9 protein-coding genes are annotated in these 15,729 nt (G+C 44.6%); all 9 read left to right on the top strand.

Annotated elements, in window-relative coordinates; all coding sequences use genetic code 11:
• The first annotated feature begins 21 nt into the window (after window positions 1-21).
• Entirely contained in the window at window positions 22-1,497 is a 1,476-nt protein-coding gene (locus A0125_RS04170; protein WP_066752448.1) for a xylulokinase, read from the top strand.
• 14 nt (window positions 1,498-1,511) lie between these two features.
• Complete coding sequence (gene xylA / locus A0125_RS04165) at window positions 1,512-2,840, top strand: xylose isomerase (RefSeq protein WP_066752445.1); 1,329 nt, start codon at window positions 1,512-1,514, stop codon at window positions 2,838-2,840.
• Between the two features lie 54 nt (window positions 2,841-2,894).
• On the top strand, window positions 2,895-4,391 hold the full coding sequence (locus tag A0125_RS04160) for a glycoside hydrolase family 43 protein (protein WP_231863114.1): 1,497 nt from the start codon (window positions 2,895-2,897) through the stop codon (window positions 4,389-4,391).
• 28 nt (window positions 4,392-4,419) lie between these two features.
• Entirely contained in the window at window positions 4,420-6,303 is a 1,884-nt protein-coding gene (locus tag A0125_RS04155) for a sialate O-acetylesterase (RefSeq protein ID WP_066752442.1), read from the top strand.
• Window positions 6,304-6,446: 143 nt separating this feature from the next.
• Entirely contained in the window at window positions 6,447-8,558 is a 2,112-nt protein-coding gene (locus A0125_RS04150; RefSeq protein ID WP_197464774.1) for a hypothetical protein, read from the top strand.
• 23 nt (window positions 8,559-8,581) lie between these two features.
• On the top strand, window positions 8,582-9,091 hold the full coding sequence (locus tag A0125_RS16040) for a family 43 glycosylhydrolase (RefSeq protein ID WP_231863113.1): 510 nt from the start codon (window positions 8,582-8,584) through the stop codon (window positions 9,089-9,091).
• Window positions 9,088-10,176 carry a beta-xylosidase family glycoside hydrolase gene (locus A0125_RS04145; protein WP_231863112.1) on the top strand — a complete coding sequence of 363 codons (1,089 nt, stop codon included), beginning with the start codon at window positions 9,088-9,090 and terminating at the stop codon, window positions 10,174-10,176. Before A0125_RS16040 ends, A0125_RS04145 begins: the two co-directional genes overlap by 4 nt.
• Window positions 10,177-10,307: 131 nt before the next feature.
• Window positions 10,308-12,953 carry a glycoside hydrolase family 3 C-terminal domain-containing protein gene (locus A0125_RS04140; protein ID WP_066752439.1) on the top strand — a complete coding sequence of 882 codons (2,646 nt, stop codon included), beginning with the start codon at window positions 10,308-10,310 and terminating at the stop codon, window positions 12,951-12,953.
• A gap of 318 nt (window positions 12,954-13,271) precedes the next feature.
• Window positions 13,272-15,710, top strand: a complete 2,439-nt coding sequence (locus A0125_RS04135; RefSeq protein WP_231863111.1) for a glycosyl hydrolase 115 family protein — start codon at window positions 13,272-13,274, stop codon at window positions 15,708-15,710.
• The last annotated feature ends 19 nt before the right edge of the window (window positions 15,711-15,729 follow it).

Here is a 15,729-nt window from a genome sequence, read left to right as displayed (position 1 = left end):
ACCATGATTAACCATTAATAGATGTTATTATTAGGAATAGACTTAGGAACATCCTCTATCAAAGTTTCTGTGTTAGACGCGCAGACCAATAGAAGAATTGCTTCAACGCAATATCCGGATAAAGAAGCAGCAATACTTTCCGAACAAACCGGATGGGCTGAGCAAGACCCACGTACGTGGTGGACCTACACAAAGGCCGCCATTCAAAAATTAAATAGCTTGGGATTATACAATCCGCAACACATCGGTGCTATTGGTATCGCATATCAAATGCATGGACTTGTCGCGGTTGATAAAGCACATGATCCTATTCGCAATGCAATCATCTGGTGTGATAGCCGCGCTGTCGCGATCGGCAATGAGGCCATGCAAGCTCTACAAGCAGATGGCTTTTTGCGATCGCATCTCAATTCGCCGGGAAATTTTACAGCATCAAAATTGGCTTGGGTGAAACGGTATGAGCCTGCGCTGTACGACAAGATTTACAAGTTTATGTTGCCAGGCGACTACCTCAGTATGTGTTTTACAGGAGAGATCAATTCCAACAGTAGCGCTCTGTCGGAGGGTATACTTTGGGATTTTCAGGAAAATGCGGTTTCGCGCACCCTATTATCCTACTATGGCATCAGTGAAGAACTTGTGCCAGATATCGTACCGGTATTTTCAAACTATGGCAGAATAAAGCCACAAATTGCGCAGGAGCTGAATCTTTCAACTGAAGCTTTTGTGAGCTACAAAGCAGGCGATCAACCTAATAATGCGCTATCTCTGAATGTGTTTGAGCCTGGTGAGGTGGCCGCTACAGCAGGTACATCGGGTGTTATCTATGCTGTCACCGACCAACTCACGTACGACAAAGAGTCCAGAGTTAACACGTTTGCCCATATCAACCATGAGCAAGATAACACCAATTTAGGCGTATTGCTATGCATAAACGGTACCGGGATACAGAATAGCTGGATAAAGAAAATAACCGCGCGTGGGCACGATTACTTTAAGATGAATCAGTTAGCCTCTGATGTTTCTATTGGGTCGGATGGCATTCGAGTACTGCCATTTGGTAATGGCGCTGAGCGGATGCTCAATAACAAAATTGTGCAGGCGCATATCGAAAATATTGATTTTGTCCGTCACGACGATGCTCATCTTTGGCGTGCTGCTCAAGAGGGTATCGCTTTTTCTTTCCGTTACGGTCTAGATATACTAAAGGAGAATGGCATTACACCAAAGGTGATTAGAGCTGGGCATGCCAATCTGTTTTTAAGCCCTGTATTTCAGCAATCTTTTGCAGGCGTGACCAATGTATCTGTGGAGCTCTTTGACAACGATGGGAGTGTAGGTGCAGCGATAGGCGCTGGTTTAGGCGCTCAAGTATTTTCGTCACGTAGCGATGCATTTGCCGGACTGGAAAAACATGCAACTATAGAACCCTCACATGTAGGGTTATATGATGAATTGTATGAGCAATGGAAAGATAGTTTAAATAGAAAACTTTAATAAAATATAAAAAAATGAAAATCATATCTGGAAATCAAGAGTATTTCAAAAACATCGGACAGATCAAGTACGAAGGGGTGGAATCAGACAATCCTTTGGCTTTTCGGTGGTACGATGCCGAACGCAAAATCGCTGGAAAAACAATGGCGGAGCATTTCAAGTTTGCGTGTGCGTATTGGCATTCGTTCAATGGGAATGGTTCTGATCCTTTTGGTGGACCTACTCAATTTTTTCCCTGGGATACCAAAAGTACAATTATCGATCGTGCAAAAGATAAGATGGATGCCGCATTTGAATTTATGACGAAAATGCAATTGCCCTACTATTGTTTTCACGACGTGGATTTGGTGGATTACACCGATGATGTTGCGCAGAATGAGAAGCATTTAGCGCAAATCGTAGCGTACGCTAAGCAAAAGCAAGCGGATAGTGGTATCAAATTATTGTGGGGTACTGCCAATCTATTTAGCCACCATCGTTATATGAATGGGGCATCTACCAACCCCGATTTCCATGTGGTAGCACATGGAGGAGCACAAGTAAAAGCAGCGATCGATGCTACGATCGCTTTGGGCGGTGAGAATTATGTTTTTTGGGGAGGTCGCGAAGGATATATGTCCTTGCTCAATACCGATATGCAAAGAGAACAAGATCATTTGGCTCGCTTTTTACATATGGCCAAAGATTATGCTCGTAAGAATGGATTCAAAGGAACATTTTTCATAGAGCCGAAGCCTTGCGAACCTTCCAAACATCAATACGATTACGATGCGGCCACCGTCATCGGATTTTTAAGGAAATACGATCTGTTAGATGACTTCAAGCTAAATTTGGAGGTCAACCACGCCACATTAGCAGGGCACACTTTTCAGCATGAGCTCCAAGTCGCTGTAGATGCAGGTTTGCTAGGTTCTATTGATGCCAATCGTGGAGATTATCAAAATGGTTGGGATACCGATCAGTTTCCAAACGATTTGAACGAGTTGACCGAATCTATGTTAATCATTTTAGAGGCTGGCGGCATCAACGATGGTGGAGTGAATTTTGATGCCAAGATCCGTCGCAATTCTACCGATCCGGCAGATCTATTCTATGCTCACATTGGCGGTATGGACAACTTTGCGAGGGCATTAGTAATTGCAGATAATATCTTGCAAAAATCTGACTATCGTCATCTTCGTGCGGCGCGTTATGCCAGTTTTGATAGTGGTGCAGGTGCCGATTTTGAGCAAGGAAAATTGACTTTAGAAAATTTAAGGGATTTTGCTGCCGCAAATGGAGAACCACAATTGATTAGTGGAAGACAGGAATATTTAGAAAATCTGATCAACCGCTATATCTAGAGCATATCATGCTCATATGATGCTACGCATAATGAATACATCGTTACTTTCATTATGCGTAGCATCATTATCATCAAGCAGTTGGTTTTTGTATTTGCTGAGAAACAGCTGATGAAACACAAAAAGCCAACAACTGCTAGCAGTTCGCTGCAATACATTGTACCAATTTTACATGCTATGAAAAAAAACATCTTACTGCATATATTCCTGTTTTTGCTTAGTCTATGTTGCTTCATGCAGCAGGTAAACGCGCAAAACCCCATTGTTCAAACCTCTTATACTGCCGATCCGGCTCCACTAGTTTATAACGATAAGGTATATCTCTACACCGGACAGGATGAAGATCAATCGACTTGGTTTGTAATGAACGATTGGAGGGTATATTCTTCTGACGATATGGTCAATTGGACGGATCACGGAGTAGTTATTTCTGCCAGTACTTTTGAATGGGCCAAAGGAGATGCGTGGGCGTCTCAATGTGTGGAAAGGAATGGGAAATTTTATTTTTATAGCACCGTTACATCCCGGTATAATGGTAAGCCTGCCATTGGCGTAGCTGTCGCCGACAGTCCTATTGGTCCTTTTTACGATGCACTTGGTAAGCCGCTCGCACAAACTGGTAAAGGAGATATCGACCCCACCGTATTTATTGATGACGACGGACAAGCCTACTTGTATTGGGGTAACCCATTTTTGTACTACGCAAAGCTTCACGAAGATATGATCTCCTTGAAAGGAGAAATTGTAAAAGTTCCTATGACCGAAGCGGCCTTTGGAAAGAGGGAAGGAAACGTGTCTGAGAGGCCGACATTGTATGAAGAAGGCCCATGGTTGTACAAGCGGGCAGATCTTTACTATCTTCTGTGGGCAGGCGGTCCTATACCAGAGCATATTGGCTATTCGGTGAGTAAATCACCTTCAGGGCCTTGGGAGTACAAAGGTACATTGATGCCGACCGAAGGCGCGAGTTTTACCAATCATCCTGGGCTGATGGATTACAGAGGAAAATCTTATTTCTTCTATCATAATGGAGCCCTGCCTGGAGGGAGCGGATTTAACCGATCCGTTGCTGTACAAATGGCTTCTTTTGACCCGTCGGGCGCAATCCGTCCGATGAAAATGACAGCAGCACCGGATCAACCACTGCAACCATTAATGCCGTACCAGAAAGTTGAAGCAGAAACGATGGCTTGGTCTGAAGGTATGAAAGCTAATCAAAATCGGCAGGTAGGGGTATTTCTAACCGCTCAGAAGGATGGCGCTTACACGGTCGTAAAAGGAGTTGATTTTGGTGAAGATGGAGCATCACGACTGGTGGCACGCATCGGTACTACTCACTTCAGTGATGTAGCGCTAGAGATACGGATTGGCAGTTTGAATGGCACATCGCTCGGCAAGGTAAAAGTACCATTGACTGGAGGAAACGACCGTTGGGAATTGGTAAGCATCGATATTCCCAAAACTACGGGCGTACAGGATGTGTATTTTGTTTTTCACGGAAAAGACCGTGCTAATGCCGCCTATTTCGACTATTGGAAATTAGAGAAATAACAGAGTTAGTGAATCATTTGCTATAGCAATGGAAGAGATCAAGAAGCAAATTGTAGGTACTGTACTGCTCATACTTTTTCTAACAAATAGTGCGACCGGGACAGTGCGGCTGCCTTCGCTAATCAGTGACCGAATGGTACTACAGCGCCACACCGAACTCAAAATTTGGGGATGGGCCGATCCCGGAGAAAAGGTAACGGTGCGTTTTGCGGGCAATCATTATTATACCGAAGGGAGTGAAGCAGGTAAATGGATGGTACATATTCCTGAACAAAAAGCGGGTGGTCCTTACAATATGGAAATTAATGAAATCATCATTCGTGATATCTTAATAGGAGATGTATGGCTATGTTCAGGTCAATCCAACATGGAGACACCCATAGCGCGATTAGTAGAGCGCTATCCTGATATTCCCATGTCCAATCAGCACATGATTCGATACTTCAAAGTACCTACGCTAAATACCGTCGAAAAGCCACAGGAAGATATCGCACCACATGGAAAGTGGTTTTCGGGAATCGCGTCAGACATCATGAATTGGACAGCGTTAGCGTATTTTTATGCTAAAGAATCATATGAGCACAATCGTGTTCCGATAGGTATGTTGGTTTCTAGCCTTGGAGGATCTGCGATCGAAAGCTGGATCAGCCAAGACCATCTTAAGGAGTTTCCACATTTGCAAATCGATCAAGTGGCTTTGGACAGTCTTCGCATCGTAAGCGAAGATCGAGGCTTGGGTAGCTGGACGAGAGAGGATTGGGATGATGCTAACTGGCAGCAGACATCCGTGCCTGGCATGTGGAAGGACAACCCGCAATTAGCTTCCCTTCGCGGCGTTGTTTATATGCGAAAAACATTTGAAATGCCTGATCAGATGGCTGGTAGGCATGCACGCGTTTTCTTAGGTACCTTAGTAGATAGCGACTCGGTCTTTGTTAATGGGCACTTTATTGGATCTACCTCTTATATGTATCCACCCAGAAAGTACGATATACCAGCCGGCCTGCTTCGCGCTGGGCGCAATGTTATCACCGTACGATTAAGATCCAATAGCGGTTATGGAGGTTTCATTACCGACAAGGCTTATTATGTCCAAGGAGATGATGTACGTGTAAATTTAGCCGGTCAATGGAAATATCGGATCGGCATCGATCTGGATAAAGCCAAACCACTGGTCGATCGTTTGGCTAATAAACGATCAGCGGGATCGGGTCTTTTCAATGGTATGATCTACCCTATACGAGATTATCAAGTCGCTGGTGCTATTTGGTATCAAGGAGAAAGTAACAGTGGGCAAACCCAATACTATATGACGCATTTGCAAAATTTGATAAAGAGCTGGCGTACGCTCTTGAACAAGCCTCAACTCCCGTTCTTACTGGTTCAGTTGCCTAATTATATGGAAAAGCAAGCGCAACCATCAGAGTCGGGCTGGGCGGCTATCCGCGAAGCCCAAGCACAGGTGGCCCAAGCACTACCTTACACGGCATTAGCAGTCACGTACGATGCGGGGGAATGGAATGACATTCATCCATTGAATAAAGAAGTCATTGCCAAGCGATTGCTTTTGGGCGCTCGAAAATTGCTCTATCAAGAGCAAATCGTTAGTTCCGGGCCGATGTATCAGAGCATGAAGATCGAAGGCGACCAGATTGTACTTCACTTTACCGAAATAGGTACAGGATTACGTACACGAGATGGCCAATCACTAAAACATTTCGCTATCGCGGGCGCCGATAAGCAGTTTGTATGGGCCGACGCCGTTATTAAAGGAGATAAAATTATTGTACGTCATGCTGACGTTCAAGAGCCAGTGGCCGTGCGCTATGCGTGGAGTGATAATCCAGAAGAAGCCAATCTAATCAATAAAGAAGGCTTGTTAGCTTCTCCTTTTCGTACGGATAACTGGTAAGTAGTAGCATGCAACACATAAGAAAAGCAAATATGATACGTCTGAATATCTGTCGGCACAATGCTGTTGAAGATAGAGGTAGCCATAGCCAACAATATTAGGCTTTAATAAGAATAACCAATTAGAAAAAAATAGAAAAGGACATGATGATGAAACTAAAAAGCATCAAAGAAAGACAACCCATCTTCTGCCTAGTAGCAGCAGCGCTATTGTTCTCTACGACGACCAGCCTACATGCGCAGCAGCAGCAGATGAATACCTCTAAACCACCTCAGCAACGCTATGTACATAACGCAGCGGGAAACCCTTACCTGCCACTTTGGGAGCACCTTCCCGATGGAGAGCCGCGTGTGTTTGAAGATCCGGATAAACCAGGTCAATACCGAGCCTACATTATTGGTTCGCACGATCTGCGGATGGATAGCTACTGTGGTCCCGACATCCGGATGTGGTCTGCACCCGTTGAAGACCTGAGCAGTTGGCGAGATGATGGTCCAATATTTACCTATGAGGTAGATGGGCAATGGGATGTAATGTATGCGCCCGATTTGGTAGAGGTAAAGCAGAAAGATGGTACCAAAGAGTACTATTTATATCCACATAGTAGAGGGCCAAACCGAGAAGCAATGGTAGCAAAGGGTAGTAGGCCGGATGGTCCATTCACGCCAATCAATCTCACCGACGACGGACGTAAAACGCTCCCGGGAAGCATGATTGGTTTTGACCCGGCAGTGTATATAGACTATGTGACAGATCCGGCTGATCCAGATTATGATATTGGATTTAGGGCTTATGTATATTGGGGTTTTCAAAGGTCATTAGCAGCCGAACTAGATCAGACAACGATGTATTCTGTACGACCTGGAACGAAAATTATCGACCGTTTTATTCCTGCTAGTGCGCGCTACGGTGTGCTCCGCGATCCAGAGGGCACCACCTTTCCGCACATTGCAGAAGGGGAAGATTTGGGTTCATTCAATTTTTTCGAAGCCTCCTCTATACGAAAAGTAGGCAATAAATATGTGTCGGTATATAGCGGTTATTCAGGTCCCGAGTACGGCATGAGCAGTTCGAATTCTACCTTACGCTATCTCGTAGGCGATTCTCCGCTAGGGCCCTGGAAAAGTGGCGGAGTGTTAGTCGATTCGCGCGGTCCTGTCTTGAACAAAGATGGTACAGCACTGCAAAGCACCAATGGCGGGCACAATACGCACGGCAGTATACAATTGATTAATGATCAATGGTATGCTTTTTACCACAGACCACCGCGAAACTTTGGTTTTGCCCGTCAGGCAGTTGTCGCTCCAGTTCATGTCGAGTGGGATGAAAAACCCGTATCCGAAGGTGGAACCGTACGGATCAGAGCTTTTGATCCTTATGGCCAAAATGAGCAATGGACCGTAAAGGATAGTGAAGGAAGAGAATATACCGGAGCAGAAGTAACATCCGAAGGCTTTCACATGTATGGATTAGATCCCTATCAATATTATTCAGCCGGTTACGCTAGCTATCTTTCGGATATTGGTAGCCAGCAAGATTCGTGGGATATTTGGGATAACCATATGCCCATCCATGTCAAAAATGGGGATATCATTGGTTATAAATACTTTGGTTTTGGCGGATTGGCACAAGATAAGGCTGGATTGAAGGCTTTTAAGGGTACGGAGAAAGGTAATAAAACAGCATTTAATGTATTTTTAATCCCAAAAACAAAGCAAAGCTTCAAAATACAGGTGTGGTTAGACGGCCCTTGGAACAATGCCACATGGAAAGGAACCCAGATTGGCGAAGTCGTAGTTCCCGCTAATGCTGCGGAGCAAGAAGCGCCCTTTACGATTGACGTATCAAAATTCGTGGATCATCTAGATCAAAAGCACGCCATATTTCTGGTGGCAGAAGGGAATGACGGCGGACAACTTTTCGAGTTGAGCGGCTTAGGTTTTAGTTCCAAAAAGCACAAAATCAATCGGCCACTCGTTCCTGGTGTGTCCATTGAGATAGATGGTCAAGCGATAGCATTACCAAAAACGCCCGTAAGATCTACCAATCAAAATGGTATTGTGGGTTACGATATTTATCAGGTGTCGGTACCACATACATCTGCAGGACAAGCGCCGAAAATAACAGCATCTTCCGATAATAAAAAAGTGAAGGTGACAATACAGCAAGCAGCCTCATCATCGGCTCCAGCTGTGGTAAAGTTTGATTTTAATGGCGTAGTAAAAACGTATAATATCAACTTCCAAAAGGACTAATTTAGTATTAAAACAATCTCATAATGAGTAAAAAAACAAGCAGCTTTTGGCAAGGGATTGCGCTCATAACAGTAGCTATTGGCTTATCTAGTAATCCTACATATGCACAGCAGTCCACAGTCAACAAAGCGACCAACCCGATCATCTTTGCAGATGTGCCCGATATGTCTATGATACGTGTAGGAGATACCTATTACATGAGCAGTACGACCATGCACATGAATCCGGGATTGCCGCTAATGAAATCACATGATTTAGTGAATTGGGAACTATTCGGTTATGGACATACCACGTTACAAGATAGGGATGAATTAAATTTAGACAATGGAAAAAGCACCTACGGTAGAGGTACATGGGCCAGTAGCCTTCGGTATCACAACAATACTTTTTATGTGAGTACCTTCGCGCAGACAACTGGTAAGACCTATATCTATAGCACGAAAGATATCGAATCGGGACCTTGGGAAGTCAACGAATTCGAACCGATGATGCATGATCATTCTCTATTTTTTGATAATGATAAATCTATATGATCTGGGGCGGGGGTAAAGTGGAGATCGTCGAGCTTCAAGCCGATTTATCTGGGATAAAGCCTGAAACGCAACGTGTTTTAATAGAAAATGCGACCCTTCCAAGTACGCCCGAAGGAGCGAAAGGTGGGCTACCAGCAGAGGGATCTCAGCTATTCAAAGTCAATGGCAAATATTACTTATTTAATATTTCCTGGCCTCCGGGAGGTATGCGTACCGTTATTGTACATCGGGCAGATAAATTGCATGGGCCTTACGAAGGGCGGGTCGTATTGCAAGATAAAGGCGTTGCGCAAGGAGGACTAATTGATATGCCAAACGGAGAATGGTATGCGTATCTGTTTCAAGATCATGGCGCAGTCGGAAGAATACCGTTTCTAGTGCCGGTAAAGTGGGAAAACGATTGGCCTGTTCTGGGGGGTGATGGCAAAGTACCGGCCGAATTGGATCTTCCGGCCAGTACAGGTTTAATTCCTGGGATTGTACATTCCGATGATTTCTCTCGAAAAGCAGGCGATCCGGCATTGCCTTTAGTTTGGCAATGGAATCACAATCCGGCGGATGAGCTTTGGTCTGTCGATGCCAGGAAAGGGTATTTGCGATTGACGACCGGTCGGGTAGATAATTCATTCCTGCAAGCTCGAAATACGCTGACACAACGTACGATAGGACCAACTTGCGTGGCTTCGACATCGATCGAAGTGAATAAGATGAAAGACGGTGATTTTGCAGGTCTTTCTTTATTACAGAAAAATTATGGATTAGTGGGCGTTCGTATGCATGGTAATACGAAGAGCTTAGTAATGGTCAATGCAACGACAGGTGTGCCAGAAGAGGTTGCAAATCTGTCATTGGAACAAGAGCACGTGCACCTAAAGGCCATGTGCGACTTCACCAACAAGAAAGATGTAGCCACATTTTTCTACAGCCTAGATGGTGAGAAGTGGATGCCGATCGGTACAGCTTTAAAAATGGCCTATACCATACCGCACTTTATGGGGTACCGTTTCGGATTGTTTAATTATGCGACAAAAGAAGCCGGTGGATACGTCGATTTTGACTATTTCAATATCGATTACGGTGACTAGTGAAGTTGCGATAAGTAACGCTCAAGCGACCTTTAACCGATAAGCCCTTTTGATGCAAGCTCAAGCACAGCCAATACGTAGAAAGGGCAATTCGCAAAATAATCTGCTAACTATAAATAGAAACCATTGCTATGAGAAAAATTTTTGGAAGTGCAGTACTTTTAATAGGACTGATATTTAGCCAATGCAAATCCGCACAAGATCAATACGATCATCCTTTTCGAGATCCAGATGTATCGGTCAATGAAAGAGTCGAGAATTTGTTAAGTCTGCTTACCCTTGAAGAAAAAGTAGGTCTGATGATGAATTCATCGAAAGCAGTGCCCCGTCTGGGTATTCCTGCTTACGATTGGTGGAACGAGGCTTTACATGGTGTGGCTCGTTCGGGCAAAGCAACGGTATTTCCGCAGGCTATCGGTATGGCAGCCACATGGGATGACAGCAATCATTTGAAGACCTTTCAAATTATTTCGGATGAAGCGCGTGCTAAGTACAATAAATCGTCGGAAGAAGACGAGCGCGGAAGGTACTATGGCCTATCATTTTGGACCCCAAATATCAACATATTTCGTGATCCACGATGGGGTCGTGGGCAAGAAACTTATGGTGAGGATCCCTTTCTGACTACGCAATTAGGACTTGCCGCTGTAAAAGGACTACAAGGAGACGATGACAAATTCTTCAAAACACATGCCTGCGCCAAGCATTATGCAGTACATAGTGGTCCCGAGTGGAATCGACATTCCTACGATGCGACGGTATCCAAGCGGGATCTTTGGGAAACGTATCTACCTGCTTTCGAAGCGCTGGTAAAGGAAGGCAATGTACAAGAAGTCATGTGTGCCTACAATGCTTTTGAAGGTGAGCCTTGCTGCGGGAGCAACACGCTATTGGTCGATATACTACGCAATCAATGGGGATTCAAAGGAATGGTAGTGTCCGACTGCTGGGCCATCAATGACTTTTATGAAAAAGGTCATCATGAGACACATGACAGTGCGGAAGCTGCAGCGGCAGATGCCGTTATTACTTCTACAGATCTTGAATGCGGCAGCACGTATGAAAATCTATTGTTGGCGGTAGAAAAAGGTATGATTTCGGAAGATCAAATAAATACTTCTTTGAGGCGGGTTTTGCGTGGATGGGTAGAACTCGGGCTGTTTGATCCAAAGGGAACGGGTCCATGGGATGATCTTTCGTATGATATTGTGGCTTCCGCAAAACATCGGCAGCAAGCGCTAGAGGTAGCTCGCCAGTCCATGACTTTGCTTAAAAATCAAAACAATACATTACCCTTAAGCAAAGAGATTAAAAAAATAGCTGTTGTGGGTGCCAATGCTGCTGACAGCCTCATGCTGTGGGGCAATTATAATGGTACTCCAACTTCTACGGTTACCATATTAGACGGGATTCGTAAAAAACTGCCGAATGCTGAAGTGATCTATGAGAAGGGGAGTGATTTAGTAGATCCCTGGGTGAGAAGTTCGCTTTATGACTCCTTTCAAACAGCGCAAGGTGGAGAGAAGGGTCTTAAAGTCGAGTTTTACAATAACAATAAATTGGAAGGAAAGCCTGTGCGCACATTGACCAACGATTTAGGAATAGAATATAGCAATCGTGGGGGTACAGCATTGGCACAAGATGTCGATATGGAAAATACTTCCACGCGCATTTCGGGAGTATTCGTAGCGCCATATACCGGCGAGGTTGTTTTCAAAGCAAATGCTTATGACGGGTATGTGCTAAAGATTGATGGTAAAGAAGTCGCCAAACGGACAGGTGCCTCTGCCATACAAGGAGAAGAATATGCCATGCGTATGCAACAAGGTAAGTCCTACTCCGTGGTAATGGAACATCGCCAAATGGGGAAAATCAATATTATTGGCCTTTCTGTATTTAAAAAGGAAAAGGCAGAATTCTCCGACCTCACCGAGCGACTGAAGAATGTGGACGCCATCGTGTATGTTGGCGGCCTTTCGCCGCGGTTAGAGGGCGAGGAGATGTTTGTCGACTATGAAGGTTTTCGTGGAGGAGATCGTACATCCATCGATTTGCCGCGCGTGCAAAGAGATTTATTAGCGGCGTTGCGCAAGACAGGAAAATCCGTCACGTTTGTATTATGTACTGGAAGTTCTCTCGCGTTAGAGCAAGATGAAAAAAACTATGATGCACTACTTTGCGCTTGGTACGGTGGCGAAGAGGCTGGAACCGCGGTCGCAGATGTCTTATTTGGAGATTACAATCCAGCAGGTAGATTACCAGTAACCTTTTATAAAACACTCGCGCAACTGGATGATGGACTTACCCAAACAGGCGATTCGAAACGTCAAGGTTTTGAAAATTACGATATGAAAGGTCGTACGTATCGCTATTTAGCGAGCCAGCCCTTATATGCATTCGGCCATGGGCTGAGTTATGCTACGTTTAACTATGGTCGTGTTGAGCTACAAAGTACTAAGATAGAAGGGGCGAAAGGAGTTCAGTTTTCTATTCCAGTGAGCAATATTTCGGATAGAGACGGCGAGGAAGTGATTCAGGTGTATGTGAGGCGTTTAGATGATCCGAATGCACCACTCAAGTCGTTGCGCGCATTTAGCAGAGTGCCTTTCAAAGGAAAGCAACGTAAAAAAATCGACATTAGCCTGTCCGCAGATTCATTTCGCTTCTACGATGATGCGCAGGGTAGTATGCGAATCAAGGAAGGGAAGTATCAAATACTTTATGGCGGCAGCTCTACAGACGATCAACTGCATAGCTTAGATATCGAGGTGATCTAGGATCGCTTACGCGAGAATTTATTCCACTAAATCCGAAGCTCCAATCCTGCATGCTGCTGACATGCAAGATTGGAGCTTTATATTTTGAAATGCTCGCTAGTAGTGTGCAGAACCCCTGTTTTATACATTTTTACTAGTTAATAAAACAAATGTATCATCTACCGCAGCAGCGTTAATCTAATTTTACAACACGGATGTCTGTCGGTACAACTTGGCGGGCGACCACATTATAAACTGTACTTAAACCTATTCCTACACTACATGATGTATCAAAGATGCTGTATCGTCTTTATTTTACTTTTTTTAAGCCGCACTCTTGTGGCACAAATCAATGAAAGTAACCGTTTTGTAACAGATGATGTACAGGATGGATACCTTCCACTTGTTATACAAAGTCAACCTATCCCGGTTGTCGTTAGTACAGAAGATTGGGTGGGAGTACAGCGTGCTGTCCATAATTTACGTGAAGATTTTCAACGAGTAACTTCGCATACACCGAGTAATGCTGCCGCAAAATACAGCGTTATTATAGGTACATTAGGTCATTCGCCACTCATCGATAATTTAGTGCAGGATCGTAAAATTGACCCCGCTGCATTATCCGGCAAAAATGAAAAATTCCTGATTCAGCTTATTGCTCATCCTATGGATGGTGTCGATTCTGCGTTGGTTATCGCAGGTAGTGATAAGCGGGGTACCATATACGGAACCTATGAACTGTCTGCGCAGATAGGCGTATCGCCTTGGTACTATTGGGCAGACGCGCCCATCGCAAAAAAGCAAGAACTGTATGTAAAACCTGGCGTGTATACGCAGGGCGAACCCGCTGTGCGATACCGTGGGATTTTTCTTAACGATGAATATCCTGGATTGACCCGATGGGCAAATCATACTTTTGGCGGTTACAACAGTGAGTTTTACGAGAAGGTTTTTGAATTGATTCTTCGGTTGAAAGGCAATTTTCTCTGGCCAGCCATGTGGGGCAGCGCTTTTTATGATGATGACCCAAAGAACGGAGCTTTGGCGGATGAGATGGGCATCGTAATGAGTACCTCCCACCATGAACCTATGGCACGAGCGCAGGCCGAATGGAAGCGCTATGGAAATGGAGGCGCGTGGGATTACGCGCAGAACAAGAAAGGACTTCAAGAATTTTGGAAAGGTGGAGTTCAGCGTACAAAGGACTGGGAAACCATCGTGACGATGGCCATGCGTGGAGATGGCGACGAGCCCATGAGCGACAACCAAAACATCAGCTTGCTACAAGACATCGTGCGCGATCAGCGTAAAATTATCACACAGGTAACGAATAAAAAAGCTGCAGCAACCCCGCAAGTATGGGCGCTCTATAAAGAAGTGCAGGATTATTACGATTCGGGGATGCAAGTACCTGATGATGTAACCTTACTGTTCTGCGATGACAATTGGGGCAATGTACGAAAAGTGCCGCCACTTGATCATAAACCTCGAGCTGGAGGGTATGGTATGTATTATCATTTTGATTATGTAGGCGCTCCACGGAATAGCAAATGGCTGAACGTAAGTCAGGTGTCTCGCGTATGGGAACAGATGAATATCGCTTACGAGCACGGAGTTGACCGCATCTGGGTAGTCAACGTAGGTGATCTAAAGCCGATGGAATATCCTATCTCTTTTTTCTTAGATATGGCTTGGGATCCAACGCGCTACCAACCGGCTAATCTCTATCAACACACGGTGGACTGGTGTGCGCAACAGTTTGGATCAACCTATGCCGAGGAAGCGGCACGGCTAATCGACACTTATACCAAGTACAATCATCGTGTGACACCAGAGCTGCTAAATCACCGCACCTACAGCCTAGAACATTACCAAGAGTTTGAAACGGTGACGATGGATTATCAAAAATTATTGATGGATGCCTTTCGATTATACAATAAGTTGCCATCAGCGTATCGTGATTCTTTTGACCAATTGGTGCTATTCCCCATTCAGGGTATGTCCAACTTGTATGATTTGTATTTCGCCAAAGCGAAAAATGATTTTTATGCGGACAAGCAGGATGTACAAGCCAATTATTGGGCAGATCAAGTCAAAGAGAGTTTTGTTCGAGATTCACTGCTCACCCTACATTTCAATACCTTATCTGATGGTAAGTGGCAACATATGATGGATCAGGTACGCATTGGCTACCGTAGTTGGAATAATCCACCGCATAGTATCATGCCAAGCGTAAGGTACGTAGATAGCACTGGCGTGGCATCCTCCAAGATTTTTTTAGAGCAGGATGGTCACATCTCGATCGAAGCTAGGAACTTTTTTCGGGCGCAAGGTGCGGGAAATGTAACTTGGGAAGAAATCCCCAATTTAGGCAAGACCGTATCAGCGATTACCACTTTGCCTATTACTGCTGCTATAGCAGACGGTGTGTCTGTAGAATACAAAATAAAGACCGAGTCCACCGGTCAAGCGAAGATACACGTGTTGACTTCACCCACATTAAATTTTAATGCTAATAAGGGATTACGCTACGCCATTTCAGTCGATGATGCCGAGGAAGTTATGGTAAACATCAACGGTCATTATCGAGGCGAATTAGGTAAATGGCAGGCCGAGCGGATTATCGATAACGTCACCGAACATCATATGGCACACGCTGGCGAACACACCATCCGAATACGACCACTAGATCACGGTATCGTCATACAGAAAATCATGATAGACTTTGGCGGATTGCTACCTTCTTATCTGGGTGCGCCACAAAGTAAGCAACAATAGACTACGAAATTATAAACTA

It is taken from the genome of Sphingobacterium populi (genome assembly GCF_001586775.1).
In the GTDB taxonomy this organism is placed as follows: Bacteria; Bacteroidota; Bacteroidia; order Sphingobacteriales; family Sphingobacteriaceae; genus Sphingobacterium; species Sphingobacterium populi.
Note: the sequence above shows the minus strand (reverse complement) of the source record. Positions and strands in the feature narration are given on the sequence as shown.